General features: G+C 33.9%; 20 protein-coding genes. 12 read left to right on the top strand and 8 right to left on the bottom strand.

The window, feature by feature from the left end; all coding sequences use genetic code 11:
* Positions 1-50: 50 nt before the first annotated feature.
* Positions 51-704, top strand: coding sequence for a metal-dependent transcriptional regulator (locus BXU01_RS05980; protein WP_083692199.1), 654 nt, complete (start codon positions 51-53; stop codon positions 702-704).
* Between the two features lie 398 nt (positions 705-1,102).
* Here the strand turns inward: BXU01_RS05980 and BXU01_RS05970 are convergent, their stop codons facing one another.
* The 6 genes from BXU01_RS05970 to BXU01_RS05945 all read right to left on the bottom strand — a co-directional run bounded on the left by BXU01_RS05970 (position 1,103) and on the right by BXU01_RS05945 (position 6,781).
* The gene (locus tag BXU01_RS05970) at positions 1,103-1,504 is read right to left on the bottom strand and encodes a hypothetical protein (protein ID WP_083692194.1); all 402 of its coding nucleotides are present in this window, start codon (positions 1,502-1,504) and stop codon (positions 1,103-1,105) included.
* Positions 1,505-1,622: 118 nt separating this feature from the next.
* A complete protein-coding gene (locus BXU01_RS05965; protein WP_083692700.1) occupies positions 1,623-2,405 on the bottom strand; it encodes an enoyl-CoA hydratase/isomerase family protein in 783 nt (260 codons plus the stop codon).
* A gap of 10 nt (positions 2,406-2,415) precedes the next feature.
* Positions 2,416-3,831: an ATP-binding protein gene (locus BXU01_RS05960; protein ID WP_083692192.1), complete on the bottom strand. Its 1,416-nt coding sequence runs from the start codon at positions 3,829-3,831 to the stop codon at positions 2,416-2,418.
* 138 nt (positions 3,832-3,969) lie between these two features.
* Positions 3,970-4,518: a CopD family protein gene (locus BXU01_RS05955; RefSeq protein ID WP_083692190.1), complete on the bottom strand. Its 549-nt coding sequence runs from the start codon at positions 4,516-4,518 to the stop codon at positions 3,970-3,972.
* Between the two features lie 140 nt (positions 4,519-4,658).
* Positions 4,659-5,672 carry a ferrochelatase gene (gene hemH, locus BXU01_RS05950; protein WP_083692188.1) on the bottom strand — a complete coding sequence of 338 codons (1,014 nt, stop codon included), beginning with the start codon at positions 5,670-5,672 and terminating at the stop codon, positions 4,659-4,661.
* Positions 5,673-5,908: 236 nt separating this feature from the next.
* Positions 5,909-6,781, bottom strand: a complete 873-nt coding sequence (locus BXU01_RS05945) for an AraC family transcriptional regulator (RefSeq protein WP_055094375.1) — start codon at positions 6,779-6,781, stop codon at positions 5,909-5,911.
* 227 nt (positions 6,782-7,008) lie between these two features.
* Between BXU01_RS05945 and hemA the strand changes: the two genes are divergently transcribed.
* From hemA to BXU01_RS05890, 11 genes are all read left to right on the top strand, one after another.
* Entirely contained in the window at positions 7,009-8,259 is a 1,251-nt protein-coding gene (gene hemA, locus BXU01_RS05940; protein WP_083692186.1) for a glutamyl-tRNA reductase, read from the top strand.
* A gap of 108 nt (positions 8,260-8,367) precedes the next feature.
* A complete protein-coding gene (gene hemC, locus BXU01_RS05935; RefSeq protein ID WP_083692183.1) occupies positions 8,368-9,291 on the top strand; it encodes a hydroxymethylbilane synthase in 924 nt (307 codons plus the stop codon).
* On the top strand, positions 9,291-9,956 hold the full coding sequence (locus BXU01_RS05930; protein ID WP_083692181.1) for a uroporphyrinogen-III synthase: 666 nt from the start codon (positions 9,291-9,293) through the stop codon (positions 9,954-9,956). The genes hemC and BXU01_RS05930 overlap by 1 nt, the downstream gene beginning before the upstream one ends.
* Before the next feature lie 59 nt (positions 9,957-10,015).
* Positions 10,016-11,041 carry a uroporphyrinogen decarboxylase gene (gene hemE, locus BXU01_RS05925; protein WP_041520396.1) on the top strand — a complete coding sequence of 342 codons (1,026 nt, stop codon included), beginning with the start codon at positions 10,016-10,018 and terminating at the stop codon, positions 11,039-11,041.
* 90 nt (positions 11,042-11,131) lie between these two features.
* Complete coding sequence (locus BXU01_RS05920; protein ID WP_083692179.1) at positions 11,132-11,827, top strand: hypothetical protein; 696 nt, start codon at positions 11,132-11,134, stop codon at positions 11,825-11,827.
* A gap of 5 nt (positions 11,828-11,832) precedes the next feature.
* Positions 11,833-12,210, top strand: a complete 378-nt coding sequence (locus BXU01_RS05915; protein WP_083692177.1) for a hypothetical protein — start codon at positions 11,833-11,835, stop codon at positions 12,208-12,210.
* 2 nt (positions 12,211-12,212) lie between these two features.
* Positions 12,213-12,764: a GNAT family N-acetyltransferase gene (locus BXU01_RS05910; RefSeq protein WP_083692175.1), complete on the top strand. Its 552-nt coding sequence runs from the start codon at positions 12,213-12,215 to the stop codon at positions 12,762-12,764.
* Entirely contained in the window at positions 12,754-13,656 is a 903-nt protein-coding gene (gene hemF, locus BXU01_RS05905) for an oxygen-dependent coproporphyrinogen oxidase (protein WP_083692173.1), read from the top strand. Before BXU01_RS05910 ends, hemF begins: the two co-directional genes overlap by 11 nt.
* 423 nt (positions 13,657-14,079) lie before the next feature.
* Complete coding sequence (tnpA, locus tag BXU01_RS05900; RefSeq protein ID WP_083692171.1) at positions 14,080-14,538, top strand: IS200/IS605 family transposase; 459 nt, start codon at positions 14,080-14,082, stop codon at positions 14,536-14,538.
* Between the two features lie 96 nt (positions 14,539-14,634).
* On the top strand, positions 14,635-15,573 hold the full coding sequence (locus tag BXU01_RS05895) for a DUF4421 family protein (protein WP_083692699.1): 939 nt from the start codon (positions 14,635-14,637) through the stop codon (positions 15,571-15,573).
* 41 nt (positions 15,574-15,614) lie between these two features.
* Positions 15,615-16,517, top strand: a complete 903-nt coding sequence (locus BXU01_RS05890; RefSeq protein ID WP_083692169.1) for a fructose bisphosphate aldolase — start codon at positions 15,615-15,617, stop codon at positions 16,515-16,517.
* A gap of 56 nt (positions 16,518-16,573) precedes the next feature.
* Here BXU01_RS05890 and BXU01_RS05885 read toward each other — a convergent pair whose 3' ends face one another.
* Together BXU01_RS05885 and BXU01_RS05880 are read right to left on the bottom strand one after the other, a co-directional pair.
* Positions 16,574-18,358, bottom strand: a complete 1,785-nt coding sequence (locus BXU01_RS05885) for a hypothetical protein (protein WP_083692167.1) — start codon at positions 18,356-18,358, stop codon at positions 16,574-16,576.
* A 3-nt stretch (positions 18,359-18,361) separates the two neighbouring features.
* Entirely contained in the window at positions 18,362-18,994 is a 633-nt protein-coding gene (locus tag BXU01_RS05880) for a hypothetical protein (protein ID WP_083692165.1), read from the bottom strand.
* Between the last annotated feature and the right edge of the window lie 47 nt (positions 18,995-19,041).

Genomic DNA, 19,041 nt, shown 5'->3' with positions numbered 1-19,041 from the left:
TACTTTTAACTTAGAACCTTAGCAACTCAGAACCTTAGAACCTTTCAAAAATGACTTTTTCAGAAGAAAACTATCTAAAATCGATCTATCATCTTACGGCTTCAAATGATGCCGAAGTAAGCACGAATGCTATTGCCGAAATGATGGAGACCAAAGCTTCATCTGTTACGGATATGCTTAAAAAGTTATCTGAAAAGGATTTGGTAAACTACAAAAAGTACCAAGGTGTTTCTTTGACTGAAAATGGCAAATTAGCCGCTAAAATGATTGTTAGGAAACATCGTCTTTGGGAAGTTTTCCTTGTTGAAAAACTAAATTTTTCCTGGGATGAAGTTCATGATATTGCAGAACAATTAGAACACATTAAATCAGAACAGTTAATCAATCGTTTAGATGATTTTCTGGGAAATCCTACCGAAGATCCGCATGGTGACCCTATTCCGGATGCAAATGGACGAATTGTAAAAATTGAAAAACATTTACTTTCTGAATTAACAGAAAATCAAGTTGGAGTTTGTGTAGGTGTAAAAGACACTTCATCAGAGTTCCTGAAATATCTGGACAAACAAGAAATTGCTTTGGGTTCGCAAATTGAACTTCTGTCTAAAGAATCTTTTGACTTATCTGTTAAGATTAAAATTGATGGCAGAGAATTGTCAATTTCAAATAAAATTGCTTCTAATTTGTTTGTGAAGCTGGTTTAGGATTATTCTGTGGAGATTCTCGAAGAAATTGTACCGTGGTATGCAAAAAATTTAAGAACAGGATCATCCCATTATTATTTGGATGGATTAAAATCCATCCCTACAATATAGATCGAGCCGAAGGCTCTTTCTTGTATTTGATTGGCATTTTAGTTTCGGAGGAACGAACCATTTTGTAGCAACGGATTTTAATCCGTTGGTGACAACAAGTTCAGCGAAACGGGGCTTCGACTTCGCTCAGCCTGACAATCGAAACTTAATTCTTTATGATGCAAAAAAGGTTCATCAACGTGCTTTTAGCCCCGATAGAAGTGGAAATCCTTTTGTGCCGGGGTTCGGCACAAAAGATTGTAACGTCCCGAAGCTTCGGGAGCGGGATTAGCTTCTAATAAAAAATATTAAACAATTCCCTTCTCGATCATTTCTAACATTACCGGTGAAGCATTCTTGAAAGTAGGCTCTTGCTCAATGATACTTCCTGCGTTCTTTTTGTTTACTTTAAACGTCACATCGTTGTCTGTTGTGAACAATAAAGCGGTCAAAAACGGATTTTTAATGTAGGTTCCTAAAACCAATAAAGCTTCATCTAAAGTATGTGTACTTTCGATTTCTTCGGTTTTATAGCGCGTTGTTAAGGCAATCGAATAGGTATTGTCTTCGTTTATCGCTAAACGGAAATAGATGTTTTTGATCTCGGTATCGCCAATGGTTTTTGCCAGAGTCAATTTGGCAAAGGTTCCGGCTTTGATGCTTTCTTTTACGCGTTCGCAAAAAAGGGCAAATATTGGTTCATATGACATTGTAGTGTGTTTAAAATTTAACCGCAAAGTTCGCAAAGGTTTTTCGCAAAGGACACAAAGAAATTAAAAACTTTGCGAACCTTGCGTAAATCTTAGCGAACTTTGCGGTTAGAGAATATTATTTTCCTGTAAATTCAGCTTTTCTTTTTTCTAAGAATGCCGTTGTTCCTTCTTTAAAATCCTGAGTTCCGAAACATTTTCCGAATGATTTTATTTCGGTATCAAAACCATTTTTACCGTCTGTATAATTGGCATTGATTGCTTTTATAGCTTTACCAATTGCAAAAGGAGCATTTTTAATGATTTTATGAGCAATTGCATTTGTAAAAGACAAAAGTTCTGCTTGTGGCACAACATAATTTACTAATCCGTATTGTTTGGCCTCTTCTGCAGAAATCATTGCTGCGGTCATTATCATTTCCATTGCGCGGCCTTTACCTACTAATTGTGGCAACCGCTGTGTTCCTCCATAACCGGGAATCAATCCTAAGGTTACTTCAGGCAATCCCATCTTTGCATTATCAGATGCTACTCTAAAATGACACGCCATTGCCAGCTCTAATCCTCCGCCCAATGCAAAACCATTTACGGCAGCAATAACAGGTTTCTTTAAGTTCTCTATAAAATTAAATAGTAATTCTTGTCCTTCTCCAGCCAATTGAGCCCCTTCTGCCACAGAATAATTTGCAAATTCTGAGATATCAGCTCCGGCTACAAATGCTTTTTCACCGCTTCCTGTAATAACAATTACACGAACATCATCATTTTTACCTAATAACTTTACTGCTTTGCTCAAATCACTAATAGTTGCTTTGTTTAAAGCATTTAGTTTGGTAGGTCTGTTAATGGTTACGGTTGCAATTTTTTCTTCAATCGAGATTAAAAGATTTTCGTAGTTCATGACGCTTTTTTTAGGAGTTTGTGATTGGTAAGGAAACTCTAAAAGTAGTTCCTTTTCCATAAGTTGATTCAAAGGTAATTGTTCCTTTGTAATTTTCTATAATGTTTTTTATAATTCCGAGTCCAAGTCCCATTCCACTTGTTTTAGTGGTAAATTTTGGTTCAAAGATCCTACCTGTATCCAATTTCTGAATCCCTATTCCGTTGTCTCTTACAGCAATTTCTACATTATTATTTCTGCGTTTTACAGTAACAACAATAGATTTATGAAACTGACTTTCCGGAATTGCCTGAGTTGCATTTTTTACAAGATTGGTAATTACACGAATCAATTGTGTACGATCCATTTTTGAAATGATTTCCTCTTCTTCACTTTCAAAAACAATATAATCCTCGTTGAAAATATCCAAAGAAAGCTCAACAACTTCAACCACATTTAAGGTTTCATTTTGTTGCGCCGGCATGGAGGCAAAATTCGAAAATGCCGATGCCACCGCTGTCATAGTATCTATTTGCTGAATTAATGTTTCGGAATAATCGTTTAGTTTCTGTTTTACATCCGGAGCTGTTGGGTCAAACTTTCGTTGAAAACTCTGCACAGTCAAACGCATTGGTGTAAGCGGATTTTTAATTTCATGCGCGACTTGTTTTGCCATTTCGCGCCACGCTTCTTCACGCTCACTTTGGGCCAGTTTTATAGCACTGGTCTCTAATTTGTCGACCATTCCGTTATACGCTTTTATCAGAAAATTGACTTCCTTGCTATTTGCCTCTAATACGATTTTTTCGTTTTTCTGATCCAGATTCGTTTCTTCTAAACGATCAGAAATGGTTTTTAGGGATTTTGTAATATAGGTCGAAAGAAAATATGCCAAAGCAAAAGCCACAACCAGCATAAACGAATAAACCTGACTAAGACGAATCAGAAAAGTATTCAGCTCGTTATCATAATAACCATCGTCTTCTAAATACGGAAGATTTAAAATACCAAGCGGTTTGAATTTTTCATCTTTAATTAAACTATAAGAAGATCTATTTTTGACTCCATCAATGGTTTTAATATCTACAAAACGTTTCTCAATCGAAGAACGTACTAGTTTCAGGATATAATCCGGAACTGGCGGCGCTACTTTATCAACAGCAAAAGACTCTTTGGATGATTTTAGCAATTTTCCGTCAAGACTGTAAATATTAATTTCGATTTTGTGAATCTGCGCTAATTCGTGGATTTTATCTTTAAAAATTAAATCCAGGTTTCCAGTTTTTAAAGGATAAGTTGTAGTCGACAGCACATAATTAATATGCTCTTTTACCGCATTTTCTTTACGTTCGAGACGTTCCTGATGGTATTCTTTTGCTTCATTTTTAAACTGAATAATCGAAATGGAAGCTAATAAAAAAGATGCTACAACGATCAATACAATCATCGACAGGAAAATCCTGGTACGAAGCGAAAGCATTGACATTTTGAAGTTGTTCAGCATATTATATTAAGTATTCAGTCTCAGTATTCAGTCTCAGTCTCAGTCTCAGCATAAACTGAAAACTGCGACTGCGACTGAAAACTATTTTCTCTCTCTTATTCTTTTATAAAAACGGAAGCCCAACATAATGATAACCGAGAATAAAATGATTCCGATTACGCCGAAAATCCAGTTGATAGCACTTTTTAAAACTACTAAAAAAACCACAGCAAAAAGGATAATTGTTGCGCCTTCATTCCATAAACGCATGAAGTTGTTGGAATATTTTACCTCATCATTTTGTAATTGTTTAAATATTTGATGGCATTTTCCGTGATATAAATATAAAAGAAAAACAAAGCATAATTTTACATGCATCCACGGCATTTTCATCCATACATGACCTGCGTCTGTAAAAAACAACATCCAAAATGCAAAAATACTCGCCAAAACTGCTGATGGCCAAGTAATAATATACCACAAACGATACGTCATTATTTTGTATTGCGCTTGTAGAATTTCTTTTTCGGGAGATGGTTTTTCGTTGGCTTCAATTTGGTATACAAACAAACGCACGATATAAAACAATCCCGCAAACCAGGTTATTACAAAAATAAGATGCAGCGATTTTAGATAGTTATAATATTCCATTTATTATTTGTTTCAAGTTTCAAGTTTAAGGTTTTTTTTAAAGTTGATTATAACTTGAAACCTTAAACTTGAAACAAATATTATTGGTCACAATATGCGTCCAATATAAAGTCTTTTTACTTTACTCTTTGTTCTATTTTCTATTTAGCCCAATCGTTAATCCAATTTCCAACTGTCTGGCACCATTCATCATCATCATTCAAACACGGAATTGCTAAGAATTTTTCTCCACCGTTCTTCTCAAAATCTTCTTTGGCGCGCATGGCGATTTCTTCCAGTGTTTCTAAGCAATCAGATACAAAAGCCGGTGTTACAACCGCTAAATTCCGGATTCCTTTTCCAGGCATTTTATCAATTTCAACATCGGTATAAGGTTCTAACCATTTATCTCCAGCTAAACGAGATTGAAAAGTTAAACTGTATTTGTCTTCAGGAAGTCCTAATAGTCTCACCACTTGTTTTGTAGTTTCATAACATTGGTGACGGTAACAAAAATCATGTGCCGGCGATGGAGTATTACAACAAGAACCATCAATTTTACAATGCGATTTTGTTACATCGGTTTTGCGGATATGACGTTCCGGAATTCCGTGATACGAGAATAATAAATGATCGTAATCAAAACCAACTAAATTTTTCTGAATCGAATCTGCCAAATTCTTGATGTAATCCGGTTTGTTATAAAACGCTGGAACATCAGTAAAAGTCATTTGAGGGAATTTCTTTTTACGAATTTCTTCTGCTTTTACTAAAATAGTCAAAGTCGAAGCCATTGCATATTGTGGATATAACGGGAAAAGTAATACCTCAGTAACTCCTTTATCATGTAATTCCTGAAGTCCTTTTTCGATCGTCATGCTTCCGTAACGCATTGCTAAAGCAACCGGAACATTTACTAAAGGTTGTACTTTCTTTTGCATTCTTTCAGAAAGTACTACTAACGGAGAACCTTCATCCCACCAAATTTTCGCGTAAGCATGTGCTGATTCTTCTGGTCTTTTTCTTAAAATAATACCACGAACTAACAAAGCTCTCAATAAATACGGAACATCGATCACGTATTTATCCATTAAAAATTCGTCTAAGTATGGTTTTACATCTTTTGGTGTTGGACTTTCCGGAGATCCTAAGTTTACTAATAATACGCCTTTCATTATAATTTTATTGCTTTAGGCTTTAAGCTTTGGGCTTTAAGCATTTGTTTTTTAAATTTTCGTCAAAAGTATTGTATGTAACTTTTTAGAAATATGATAATTATTATTTTTTATTTATTGTTGAATATCGAAAATCGATTCTCTATTGAATTTTGTTATAGTTTTTCACGCAGATTTAGCAGATCTAGCAGATTTTTTAATTTGTGCTAATTCGTGAAATTTGTGGTGAAAAAAAACTAAACATTCGTATTAATTGACATCAAATATTTTTTAGGAGTTGTGGCAAACTTTTTCTTGAAAGCCGCTATAAAGTGACTTCCCGTACTATAACCAATCTTCAACCCTACTTCGTTTACATTATAAGATCCGCTGTCTAATAGTTTTCGTGCGAAATCCATTTTATAATCAAATAGAAATCCATAAACCGTGTCGCCGTAAATTTGTTTGAAACCCATTTTAAGTTTCTTCAAATTCAAACCAATTTCATCTGCCAATTCCTGTAATCCCGGAGGTTCGGCCATATTCGCGATAATAATTTCTTTGGCTTTTCTGATTTTTAGAACGTTATCTTCATCAATCAAAAACGGACATTGTTCTGCATTTGGATCTTCGGTTCTGTTAAAATATAAACTCAGCAATTCGTATCCTTTTCCTTTATAATAAAGGTTTTTTATAGACGGATGTAAGTTATAATGAAACAGTTGACTCAAAACAATCGCCATCGACGGACTAATATTTCCTTCGTTATAATACTTTTTGTCTTTATTATCCGGACTTAAAAAAGTAATATAGTCTGCTTCTGCAGAAAACAACGCGTGAAATTTCTTAATCGAAACAATTACAGAGATTACCCAGGAATTTGGAGCCAACTCTAAATTCAATGGTAATTCTTTCTGCGGATTATATAAAAGCAACGATTTTTCTTCTTTCAATTCTAAAGCATAATTACCCTGATTGAACAAGAATTTTGCATTTCCTTTTATTCCGAAGTGAAACTGTATCAGGCCACTACCAATTTCGCGTTGCGCAGAAAAAGGTTCTAAACTGTCATTTTGAAAACGGATAAGCGTAAAGTCGTCTTCAATTTTAATAATTTCCTGAGAACTCATAGCGATATTTTTTTAGAACAAAAATCAAGACATTTGGAAAATGTTATTTAGAATCACTCTAAACAAATCATTTCTAACGAGTTGATTTTGCTACAAAAGTACTTCTTTTTGCATAAAAACAGACCTTTACAAACAAAAAAACATGCAGCGATACAAAAAGTACTTTCAGCGTTACTTTTATAAAGACTATAGTGATAATTTTGTTGCACTTTTATGAAAGTGAATTTATGGAAAACAATAACGTACCTAAACATCTTTATTTTTACTCAGTTGGTTTGAGTTATAAAAAAGCTGATGCTGAGGTAAGAGGTAAATTTAGTTTGGATGCAATTGCAAAAACGCGTTTGTTGGAACAGGCTAAAGAAGAAGGAATAGAAAGTTTGATTGTCACTTCGACCTGCAACAGAACCGAGATTTACGGTTTTGCAGAACATCCATTTCAATTAATAAAACTAATTTGTGATAACAGCAACGGTTCTGTTGATGCTTTTCAGAAAGTTGGTTTTGTTTATAAAAATCAAGAAGCTATTAGTCATATGTTTCGCGTAGGAACTGGTTTAGACAGTCAGATCTTAGGCGATTTTGAGATTATATCTCAAATTAAGACCAGTTTTGCACATTCAAAATCTATGGGTCTTTCAAATGCATTCTTAGAAAGATTGGTAAATGCCGTGATTCAGGCGAGCAAAAAGATCAAGAATGAAACGGAGATTAGTTCCGGAGCAACATCTGTTTCTTTTGCATCGGTCCAATACATTATTAAAAATGTAGAAGATATTGGCAATAAAAATATTTTACTTTTTGGAACAGGAAAAATCGGAAGAAATACTTGCGAAAATCTTGTAAAGCATACCAAGAACGAACATATTACTTTAATAAACAGAACAAAGGATAAAGCGGAGAAATTAGCCGGAAAACTAAATTTGATTGTTAAAGATTATTCGGAGTTACATTTAGAACTTCAAAAAGCTGATGTTGTAGTTGTCGCGACAGGCGCTCAAAACCCAACGGTTGACAAAGCAATTTTGAATCTTAAGAAACCTTTATTAATTCTGGATTTATCGATTCCGAAAAACGTTCATGAAAACGTAGAGGAATTAGAAGGTGTAACGTTGATTCATATGGATTATTTGTCACAATTGACAGATGAAACTCTTGAAAACAGAAAATTACATATTCCTGCTGCCGAAGCTATTATTGAAGAGGTTAAAGAGGAATTCGTAACCTGGACAAAAGGACGCAAATTTGCTCCAACTATTAATGCTTTGAAAGAAAAACTGAACGCTATTAAAGTTTCAGAATTGGATTTTCAAAGCCGTAAAATTGCAGATTTTAATGAAGCTCAAGCTGAAATTATCAGTAACAGAATCATCCAGAAAATCACTACACATTTCGCAAATCATTTAAAAGACGACGATACCATGGTTGATGAAAGTATCGAATGGATCGAAAAAGTCTTTAAAATAAAAGCATCTTAAAAACATAACTCTTTCTACCATATAAGTTATATAAGTTCATTTAATATAGTTGTTTACGCATTGCTTAAATTTACTTATATAACTTATATGGTGGGAAAAAAGTAAAACATGGCTGAAAAAACAATCAGAATTGGAACTCGCGATAGCGAATTAGCACTTTGGCAAGCACATACTGTCGAAAAAAAACTAAACGACTTAGGTTATAAAACCGAAATTGTTGCGGTAAAATCTACAGGAGATATTATTCTTGACAAACCTCTTTACGAACTTGGTATTACCGGAATCTTTACTAAAACCTTAGACATTGCCATGATTAATGGCAGTATTGATATTGCGGTACATTCGATGAAAGATGTTCCAACAGCTTTACCAAAAGGTATTGTTCAGGCGGCGGTTTTAGAAAGAGCCAATGTTCTGGACATTTTAGTTCATAAAGGAAATCCTGATTTTGCCAATCCAAGTACGATTGCAACCGGAAGTTTACGTCGTCAGGCGCAATGGTTTAACAAATATCCTAATCATACCGTAGTTGATTTACGCGGAAACGTAAACACACGTATGCAAAAACTACAAGACAATAATTGGGACGGAGCTGTTTTTGCCGCTGCAGGTTTAGAGCGCATTAACCTGAAACCAGGAAATTACATAGATCTTGATTGGATGATTCCGGCACCGGCTCAAGGCGCAATGCTAGTTGTGGCAATGGAAAATGACAATTATACTTTAGACGCACTTTCACAACTAAACCATATCGAAACTGAGATTTGTACCTATATAGAACGTCAGTTTCTAAGAACGCTTGAAGGCGGTTGTACGGCGCCAATTGGAGCGTTAGTAAATTATAATGAAGACGAAGACACTTTGCATTTTCAAGGCGTTTTGCTTTCTATTGATGGAAAACAAAAACTAGAAATTGACAAAACAGTTGATATTTCAGAATGGAAAAAACTAGGTTTCTTCGCTGCTCAGGAAATTCTGAATAACGGCGGAACCGAATTGATGGCATTTATTAAAGAATCTTTAAAAAAATAATGAGTAAATCAATTCAAATATTATCTACAAAAAAGCTATCAGGCGAACAAAAACAAGCATTGGTAAAAGCCAATATTGAAGTTATCGAAGCTGATTTTATTCAAACTCAAAACAAACCTTTCGAACTAAAAGACCTCAACGAAAATCTAATTTTTACAAGTCAGAATGCAGTTCATAGCGTTTTATCTCATCCGGAATCAGAAAAACTGAAAAGTAAAAATGTTTTTTGCGTGGGTTTAAAAACTAAGATTCTTTTATCTGAAAGCGGGTTTAATGTTGTTGCTTACACCGGATATGCATCAGATTTAGCCGAAATCATCACTTTGATTTACCGCAGCGAAAGCTATACTTTTTTTAGCGGAAACCTTCGTAGAGAAACGTTGCCAAAAGCATTAAAAGATGCTGATGTGAAATTGAATGAAATTCAGGTTTATGATACCTCATTAACACCTCAGAAGATAAAAACTGCCATTGACGGAATTCTATTCTTTAGTCCTTCTGGCGTTGAAAGTTATTTGAAAGACAATACAATCAAGAAAGAAAAGTGCTTTTGCATAGGAGAAACAACTGCAGAAGCTTTAGATAAAATTACCAAAAACATCATCATAGCAGATCAGCCTACGGTTGAAGACGTAATCGAAGATGTAATTAATGAATATAAATAACGATAACAAAGAAACCCGACAGGGTTTAAAAACCTGTCGGGTTTAAAATATAGAAACTCATGTTAAAAAACGACCTATTTTTAAAAGCATTAAAAGGAGAAACTGTTCAACGTCCGCCAGTATGGATGATGCGTCAAGCCGGAAGATATTTACCGGAATTTATCGCTTTACGTGATAAATACGATTTCTTCACTCGTTGTCAAACTCCTGAATTAGCTGCTGAAATTACTGTTCAGCCTATTCGTAGAATTGCTCCGGATGCTGCGATTTTATTCTCGGATATCTTGGTTGTTCCGCAAGCAATGGGAATCGAAGTTTTAATGAAAGAGAATTTTGGTCCGTTTTTACCAAACCCAATTCGTTCATTAGCAGATGTTCATAGAGTTTACGTTCCGGATATTCAGGAAAGTTTAGGTTATGTAATGGATGCTATTAAATTGACTAAAGAAATGTTGAATGACGAAGTACCATTAATTGGTTTCGCCGGTTCTCCTTGGACAATTTTCTGTTATGCTGTTGAAGGAAAAGGTTCAAAAAGTTTTGATACTGCAAAAGGATTTTGTTTCTCAAACCCTGCTGCAGCACATACATTATTACAAAAAATTACAGACACTACTATTTTATACTTAAAAGAAAAAGTAAAAGCGGGTGTTGATGCCGTTCAGATTTTTGATTCTTGGGGAGGAATGCTTTCTCCGGTTGATTATCAGGAATTCTCATGGAAATACATCAACCAAATCGTTGAAGCTTTGGCTGATCATGCTCCGGTTATCGTTTTCGGAAAAGGATGTTGGTTTGCTCTTGGCGAAATGGGTAAAAGTAGAGCTTCGGCACTTGGTGTAGACTGGACTTGTTCGGCTAGAAATGCTCGTTATTTGTCTGGTGGAAACATCACTTTACAAGGAAACTTTGATCCGTCAAGATTGCTTTCTCCAATTCCAACCATCAAAAAAATGGTTCACGAAATGATCGACGAGTTCGGAAAAGATAAATATGTTGTAAATTTAGGTCACGGAATTTTACCAAATATCCCTGTAGATCACGCAAAAGCGTTTATTGACGCGGTTAAGGAATACGGGAACTAAATATAGTTTCAGTTTTCAGTCGCAGTTTTCAGTCTAATTTTAAACTGAAAACTGGGACTGGGACTGAAAACTTAAAAAACCATGTCCTAAATGTTTGCAAACATAAACTTTACCAGAAATTCTCCATTTTCTTTTATAGAATATGCTTTTCAGGCGTATTATGCGACGGTATTTTTGATGGTTTGGTTACATCCGGAACAACACAATGTAAGTTTGATTAATGATTTAGCTATTTTAATGGCTTTTGAGTTTATTATGGTACATTCAGGAGTTTTTATGGCGGTTATGCCTAAAAAACTATCCCTATTTGTATTTTTCCCCATGTACGGATTATTTGCATTAGCATTTCATCACTCTGTAATCAATACAAATATTTTATACATTTATTTGTTGACGGTTTTAAACCGAATGCGATTTGCTTTTTCTAATGTTTCTCCAGAAATTCGGGCATTACAAATAGGAAAATCTGTAGCAAAAGCAATGTTCTATTTCTTTTTAATTTTTGCTGTATGTTTTGCAAATGGAATAATTCCGAAATTTGGGTTAACAGATGAGTTTTTAGAAAAATCCCATTATTTTGATACTGTAAAATCAAGTGGATTATTCATAGACAAACCATACGTTCCAATATGTATGGGATTTATATATTACTCGTTGCCAGTTTTGTATTTTATCTACCGGACTATTAAAAACTTTGGCAGAAATAAAAACAATTCTTTTCAGGAAGAGAGATTAATCTTTAGTAAAACAACATACAGTCAGAAGTTTAAATCGAATAAAAGATAAAAATCATGCTCAACAAAGGCTTAAGAGACGAGGAAAGTATTAGGATAGAAAACACGCTACGAACTTTGCATGCGTTAATTTTTGTTCCAAAGTTTTGGAATGCCGAAGATACAATCCTTATCGATGAGCAACTTAAAAATTTTGGTTTAAGCTTAGAAAGAACGATTGAAATCCCTGAAGAAGAGTTGATTCTTTTATTGCAAAGATGTCATCTCGACTGGAATCAACAGGAGGAATTTGCAGATATTTTAATAGGCTTATCCCATGAAAAACAATTTGATTTTCTATCAAAGGCCCTTGCCATCTACCAATACATCCAGCAGGAAAGCAAGGTTTTTTCATTTGGAATAAATGCTAAAATTGCTTCGGCTAAAAAAAAATAAAAATGAGTTTTACAGATTGGAAAATAGAAATAATTGCCAACATTCTTCCGGAAGAGTTTTACAACCTCATCGAAAAGAACAAAAGTTATATTGGGAAAACTTTCCCTGTTACGCTGGCCAATTCTGATTCTCTAAAGAAAGCACAGAACTTTTTAAAAGTTAGTCTTGACAAAGAGAAGAACAAAGACGGTTATCATTTTTACGCGAGAGATATAACAACCAATGCTTTAATTGGTTATTTGTGTGTTAAAACCATAGATTACCGTATTTCTAAATGCGAATTAGGTTATTTTATTGATGAAGATTACCAAGGAAAAGGAATCACTTCAGAAATGGTTTCTCATGCACTTGATTTTTGTTTCAATAAATTAATGCTAAACAAGGTTTTTATATGTACCTCAGAAATTAATTTGGCAAGCCAAAGAATTGCATTGAAACATAATTTTAAACAAGAAGGAATTTTACGAGACGAATTTAGAAATGGTGACGGCGAATTGCAAAACACTGTTTACTTTGGATTGCTCAAATCAGAATATAATAACGATGAAAGATAAATTTTACGCATACATACAAAAATTACAAGATCAAATTTGTGCCGGATTAGAAGCTGTTGACGGAACTACAAAATTCCGCGAAGATCTTTGGAAACGTCCTGAAGGCGGCGGCGGAAGAACACGCGTTATAGAAAATGGAAATGTTTTCGAAAAAGGCGGTGTAAACAATTCAGCCGTTCACGGAAAATTACCGGAAGCGATGCAAAAGATGTTTGGCGTTGGTGAAGCTGATTTCTTTGCCTGCGGATTAAGTTTGGTTTTACATCCTAAAAACCCAATGGTTCCAACTGTGCATGCTAATTGGCGATATTTTGAAATGTATGATGAATCCGGAAAAGTGATCGAACAATGGTTTGGCGGCGGACAGGATTTAACGCCTTATTATTTGTTTGAGGAAGATGCAAAACACTTTCATCAAACGTGTAAAATGGCTTGCGATAAACATAATCCAGAATTTTATCCAAAATATAAAAAACAATGCGACGCTTATTTCTGGAATGCACACAGAAACGAAGCACGCGGAATTGGTGGTTTATTCTTTGATTATTGCAAAGCAAATGAGCAAATGTCAATGGACGATTGGTACAATTTCGTAACCGAAGTTGGAAACAGTTTCCTTGAAGCCTATGTTCCGATTGTGGAAAGAAGAAAAAATTTAGAATATACTCCGGAAAACAGAAACTGGCAGGAAATTCGTCGTGGTCGTTATGTTGAGTTTAACCTTGTTCATGACAAAGGAACTTTATTCGGTTTAAAAACCAACGGAAGAATTGAGAGTATTTTGATGAGCTTGCCTCCGCATGTGCAATGGGTTTATGATCATCATGCAGAAGCCGGAAGCGAAGAGGAAAAATTGGTAAATGTGTTAGAAAATCCAATTGATTGGGTTTAATATTTATATACAAATTTATATTGTTATAAATATTTCGCTCCGCTGGAGTTTTTGAACAATATCTTATAATTTTTGCTACAGATATTTCGCTCCGCTGGAGCTTAAATCGCGATAACAGAATTCATTGCTATAGATATTTAGCTCCGCTGGAGCTTTGTGCGATGTGCCATAATTTTTGCTGTAAATATTCTGATCCTCTAGTAATAGCTGTATATTATATAAAAGCTCCAGAGGAGCTAAATATTTATAGCCCAATATTACCATTCAAGTAAAGCTCCAGCGGAGCGAAATATCTGTAGCATAATTTATCGCCGTTACCATAAAGCCCCAGCGGGGTGACATATTTATTCTTGCACAATAAAAAAGAAATATCCTACAAATTAAATTTATTAATTAGCTTTACCAATTAATAAATTTTAAAACATGGCAAACACTTATTCTCAGTTATATTTCCAAATTGTTTTTGCTGTAAAGGGAAGACAAAACTTAATTTCAAAAAATAACAAAGACGAGATTTATAAATATATCACGGGAATTATCACCAATCACAAACAAAAACTGATTGCCATTAATGGAATGCCAGATCATATTCATATCTTAGTTGGAATAAAACCGGATATATCATTATCTGATTTAGTAAGAGATATTAAATCAAGTTCATCCAAATTCATAAATGAACAAAAATGGATAAATGGAAAATTTGAATGGCAGACTGGCTTTGGTGCTTTTTCATATGGACATTCACAATTGGCCAATGTTATAAAATACATTGAGAATCAAGAAGAACATCATAAAACAAAAACATTAAGAGAAGAATATATTGCATTTTTAAAATTATTCAATATTGATTTTAGAAATGAATATCTTTTTGAAAACGTTTAATTATATATTGCTCCTCTGGAGCTTTAAACCTTTTTCGGCAATTCAATTGCTATAAATATTTTGCTCCTCTGGAGCACTATGAAACTGATTTTGCAGATGAATTTTAAATTAATCGGTATATTAACTTTAAATAGCATTTTTGGGTGTTTTGCGCAAAACGATTCACTTCAGAACCCCTATTTTAAATCTTATAATGATAAAATTACTGCCAGTATTTATTATTTAGATACTTCAAATAGTTTTCAGATTGCTTCAGGCACTCAGGATTCGGAAACATTCGTTAATCTTATACCAAATAGAAGAGAACAGATTGGTTTTAATCTGAATTATAAAATCATTGATATTTCTGTTGGTTTTGCTCCAAAATTTCTAAGCCAAAATAAAGGAGATAGCCATTCCAAAAATTTTAATTTCAATACTCGTTTTTACTACAAAAAATGGATGCAGTCGTTTACTTTCATCAATCAAAAAGGATTTTATATCAGCGATGATAATATAACGGCACAACTTCCGGATATGCGTACTACGAAAATTGGCGGATCGACGGCTTACGTTTTTAATAATAAATTCTCTTTTAAAACATTGGTAAGCCAAAACGAATGGCAGACTAAGAGTTCCGGAAGTTTTATTCCAACTTTCTCGTTTTACTATACCAATATCGACTTAAACACTCCCGATGCAACACCTGGAGACATTTATGTATTTACTTTGGCTCCATCCTATTTCTATAATTTTGTAATTAGTGACAGAGTTTTAATTGGTACTGGAATTGCTTTAGGAGTTGGAATTAATGATATTGACGGAGATTCATCTGCTCTATATCAAGCCGATTTTAATTTAAAACTGGCTTACAATAAGGATCGTTTCTTTGCTTTTGCAAGTATTAATACCGTAAGTTTTGCTCAGGACGATACAGTCAATCCGAGACTGAATGATAATATTGCCACTTTAAAACTTTCTGCAGGTTACCGATTTGATCCTCCCAAAAAAGTAAAAGAAATTTATGACAAAGTAAATCAGAAAATAGGTTTGTGATATTCATAAAATTTAAATTTTAATTCTAAAAATATAATAATATGAAAAATAGAGAAAGATACATCGCACAACTACATCGAATGCATTCCGGAAAAGGATTTATTGCTGCATTAGATCAAAGTGGCGGAAGTACGCCAAAAGCCTTATCACAATACGGAGTTCTGGAAAACAGCTTCTCGAATGATGATGAAATGTATACGCTTGTACATGAAATGAGAACCCGCATTATCAAAAGTCCTGCTTTTAAGAGCGAATATATTTTGGGCGCAATTTTATTTGAAAATACAATGGATCGTAAAATCGACAACCAATGGACTGCCGATTATTTGTGGGAGAAAAAAAACATAGTTCCTTTTTTAAAGGTTGACAAAGGACTTGCTGATCTTGCAAATGGTGTGCAATTGATGAAACCTATTTCCAATTTAGATGAATTGTTAACACGAGCTGTAGAACGAAATGTTTTTGGAACCAAAATGCGTTCTGTTATTAAAGAAGCAAATACAACAGGAATCCGTGAAGTCGTTGAACAACAATTTGCAGTAGGTTTGCAAATCTTTGAAAAAGGTCTTGTGCCAATTATCGAACCTGAAGTGGATATTTATAGTACTGATAAGGAAAAATCAGAAGAAATTCTAAAAGAAGAAATCCAGAAACAACTGAGTTTATTGGGAAAAGATGTAAAAGTAATGTTGAAACTATCGATTCCAACTGTAAATGACTTTTACAAAGAACTAATGTCTGATCCGCATGTTGTACGTGTTGTGGCATTATCCGGCGGATATGCACAAGACGAAGCCAATCATAAACTGGCACAAAATCACGGATTGATCGCCAGTTTCTCAAGAGCATTATCAGAAGGACTTATTACTTCTCAGTCTGATGAAGAGTTTGACACTAAAATAGCTAAAACAATTAAAGAGATTTACGAAGCTTCTATTACGTAAGATGATAAAAAAAATCCCCAGGAAAATATTCTGGGGATTTTTTATGTTTTATAAAGCTATTTAGTTAATTCTTCTGCTAAATCTAATGTTTGCAAAATGATATTTTTATCTGATTTTGAGGCATTTAGTTTAAATTCAAAAATCAATTTATTGTCGATTAGTTTTTTAGGAGATTCGAATGTAACATCTATGAATTCTTCGGCAACTCTTTTCATTTTATCTAATTTCGCTTTTGTGGCTTCACTACTATTAGCATAAACATTTGATAATTCGGCAATATTGAATTTTCCGAAGATGTAGTTTTTCTTTAATGCTTTTTTTGCTTCTTTAGAAAAAGTTCCTTTTCCTGTATTAAAATAATCCTGCGTATTGGTTATAATTACTACATCTTTGTCTTTTTTGATAAAAATAGTACCGTAATCTTCTGTTCCCAGTATTTGATAATAATCTCCTTTAGGCTCCAAGAATTGTTTGCGAACTCCTAACTGAATAAGTTTATCACCAAAAGTGGGATGCGTAGAGGTAAAAACAGCAGAAAATAACGGAATGTTCTTCTTAATCTTTTGTTCTGTTACTGTTTCTTCATAATTTTCATCATATCCATAAGATTTCGTTGTTACTTCAACTTCCTTCATGTTATAAAAAAACATGCTTAAATCACCATCAAAAAGCGTTGCTGTTGCTTCTTCATCTATTATTGTCGAAATTAAATCGGTTACAATAGTTATATCTTCTTTACGAAGTTTTGGATTTTGAAATAATTCAGCGGTTAAGGACGGAAAGCTTTCAAGTATTGCTTTACTGTTGACATGATAAGACATATATGCTAATGGCTTTTCATCAGGAAAGTAATTAAAGATGTTTTTATTCACTTTTCTATTCGTCATTTTTTCGACCATTGCAGCCATTGGTTCAGCATATTCGATGACTTCATCAATACGGGCATTGTCATTATCGAAATAAAAATCAAGGTTAATTCCTTTTACAAAATTCCCAAAGCTATTTTGTACCGGTAAAAACTTGTTATAACTGGTAAACTGTGACAAAGCACCATATGTAGAACTTAAAGTAGACATTACAGAACTGTAGTTTAACCATGACGAAATATCAGCACTGGCATTTATTTTATCTGAATGTGGCGGTGTAAAGCCATTTTCGAATAACGATTTGATAAAGAGGTTTTGTTGTTCTGCCTGCAAAAAATTAAAATCGGCTTCTGCTTTTTCATATTCAGCATTTGATATTCCGGCATACTCTTCTACTACTTCAGTATCATCATTTTCTGTTGTTGCGTTTGTCTCGTCTGTTGTCGTTTCTTCATAAGGTTCTTCGATTGAAATAGAATCTTGCGTTGTCTCAGGAAAAAGAATGTTTGATTTATACTTTTTAGTAAATTCTAAAATGACCAGATAATTATCATTCCATGCAAATGATTTCTTTTGGTTCTTTGGCGAAAAAAGCAAATATTTACCAAGGTCTTGTATTATTGGCACCTCAACAGAATCTGTATTTTTATTAATCGTGCGTTGCTCCATTAGAAACTGCTTAACGGCTTCTTTATTTTTTATAGGAATCGTAACCTGATAATACGGAATACTATCTGTAAAATTTCCATGAATAGATGCTTTTTGATCCATTTGAAAAAGAGCTGCGTATTTCGCTAAATCAGGACCATCCTTGTATTTCGCAATAAGCGGATGATTCAGTATATCAGTAAGGTTTACTTTTTTAGAAAGCTGGTTTCCATTAAATTGAACGAAATAATCGTATTGTTTTTGATTGGCTTGGCCAAAAGTCAAATGCAGGGCGAATAATAAAAAGAGCGTATAAAACTGCTTCATAAATCAGGGAGTTAATTGGATTGTATTGTTCATTAATGCCGATTTTTTAAGCACGCTATACATACTTTGTTTTAAAAATACGGTCTTTTTGTTTTGGGAAATTTTACTATTTGCATTTTGCACTGCCTGAACATCTTTATCAAATGTGTAAATAGCAATAATATTTGCTGCTTCAAGATCTTGTTTTTTCTTAGGATCTTTTAGCAATTTTTCAGGAATTGGATACGAAGCAATTCTTTCGAAGTTCTTGGCACTACTGGCAAAATGAATCTGATCGCTTTGATTGTTTATTGTATTTACAACAGCATTGAGTGCTTTTACATTTGCATAATTGAGTTTGATAATAAAAACATAATTTTCAAAATCAGTTTTGGTAGTTACATTTGTAATTCCGTCAATTTTAGACGCTTTTGCTTTAAAATCTTCCAGTTTTTTGGTGATTTCCTGTTCGTTTGGGATTTTTACGCCATCGACTTCTTCCAGCCACATTGCCGATTTTGTTTTAAACCAGGATTTCGAAAAATCAACCATCAACGTATATTCGCCACTTTGATCGTCGTGATGTTTGATTCTTTCTGTTATTTCAAAACAACTTGTTAGCAGTAAACAACAGCATAAAGCGAGAAATTTCTTCATCAGACAAATTTAATGGGAAAATTTTTAAAAACCATAGCATCCTAATA

The sequence above is a fragment of the [Flexibacter] sp. ATCC 35103 genome (assembly GCF_001975985.1).
GTDB lineage: Bacteria > Bacteroidota > Bacteroidia > Flavobacteriales > Flavobacteriaceae > Flavobacterium.
This window is presented reverse-complemented; position numbering and strand designations above follow the sequence as displayed.

Bases quoted from the DNA above. Each gene is read 5' to 3' on its own strand.
- BXU01_RS05980 (WP_083692199.1), top strand. From the start codon at position 51: ATGACTTTTTCAGAAGAAAACTATCTAAAATCGATCTATCATCTTACG.
- BXU01_RS05970 (WP_083692194.1), bottom strand. From the start codon at position 1,504: ATGTCATATGAACCAATATTTGCCCTTTTTTGCGAACGCGTAAAAGAA.
- BXU01_RS05965 (WP_083692700.1), bottom strand. From the start codon at position 2,405: ATGAACTACGAAAATCTTTTAATCTCGATTGAAGAAAAAATTGCAACC.
- BXU01_RS05960 (WP_083692192.1), bottom strand. From the start codon at position 3,831: ATGATTGTATTGATCGTTGTAGCATCTTTTTTATTAGCTTCCATTTCG.
- BXU01_RS05955 (WP_083692190.1), bottom strand. From the start codon at position 4,518: ATGGAATATTATAACTATCTAAAATCGCTGCATCTTATTTTTGTAATA.
- hemH (WP_083692188.1), bottom strand. From the start codon at position 5,672: ATGAAAGGCGTATTATTAGTAAACTTAGGATCTCCGGAAAGTCCAACA.
- BXU01_RS05945 (WP_055094375.1), bottom strand. From the start codon at position 6,781: ATGAGTTCTCAGGAAATTATTAAAATTGAAGACGACTTTACGCTTATC.
- hemA (WP_083692186.1), top strand. From the start codon at position 7,009: ATGGAAAACAATAACGTACCTAAACATCTTTATTTTTACTCAGTTGGT.
- hemC (WP_083692183.1), top strand. From the start codon at position 8,368: ATGGCTGAAAAAACAATCAGAATTGGAACTCGCGATAGCGAATTAGCA.
- BXU01_RS05930 (WP_083692181.1), top strand. From the start codon at position 9,291: ATGAGTAAATCAATTCAAATATTATCTACAAAAAAGCTATCAGGCGAA.
- hemE (WP_041520396.1), top strand. From the start codon at position 10,016: ATGTTAAAAAACGACCTATTTTTAAAAGCATTAAAAGGAGAAACTGTT.
- BXU01_RS05920 (WP_083692179.1), top strand. From the start codon at position 11,132: ATGTTTGCAAACATAAACTTTACCAGAAATTCTCCATTTTCTTTTATA.
- BXU01_RS05915 (WP_083692177.1), top strand. From the start codon at position 11,833: ATGCTCAACAAAGGCTTAAGAGACGAGGAAAGTATTAGGATAGAAAAC.
- BXU01_RS05910 (WP_083692175.1), top strand. From the start codon at position 12,213: ATGAGTTTTACAGATTGGAAAATAGAAATAATTGCCAACATTCTTCCG.
- hemF (WP_083692173.1), top strand. From the start codon at position 12,754: ATGAAAGATAAATTTTACGCATACATACAAAAATTACAAGATCAAATT.
- tnpA (WP_083692171.1), top strand. From the start codon at position 14,080: ATGGCAAACACTTATTCTCAGTTATATTTCCAAATTGTTTTTGCTGTA.
- BXU01_RS05895 (WP_083692699.1), top strand. From the start codon at position 14,635: ATGAATTTTAAATTAATCGGTATATTAACTTTAAATAGCATTTTTGGG.
- BXU01_RS05890 (WP_083692169.1), top strand. From the start codon at position 15,615: ATGAAAAATAGAGAAAGATACATCGCACAACTACATCGAATGCATTCC.
- BXU01_RS05885 (WP_083692167.1), bottom strand. From the start codon at position 18,358: ATGAAGCAGTTTTATACGCTCTTTTTATTATTCGCCCTGCATTTGACT.
- BXU01_RS05880 (WP_083692165.1), bottom strand. From the start codon at position 18,994: ATGAAGAAATTTCTCGCTTTATGCTGTTGTTTACTGCTAACAAGTTGT.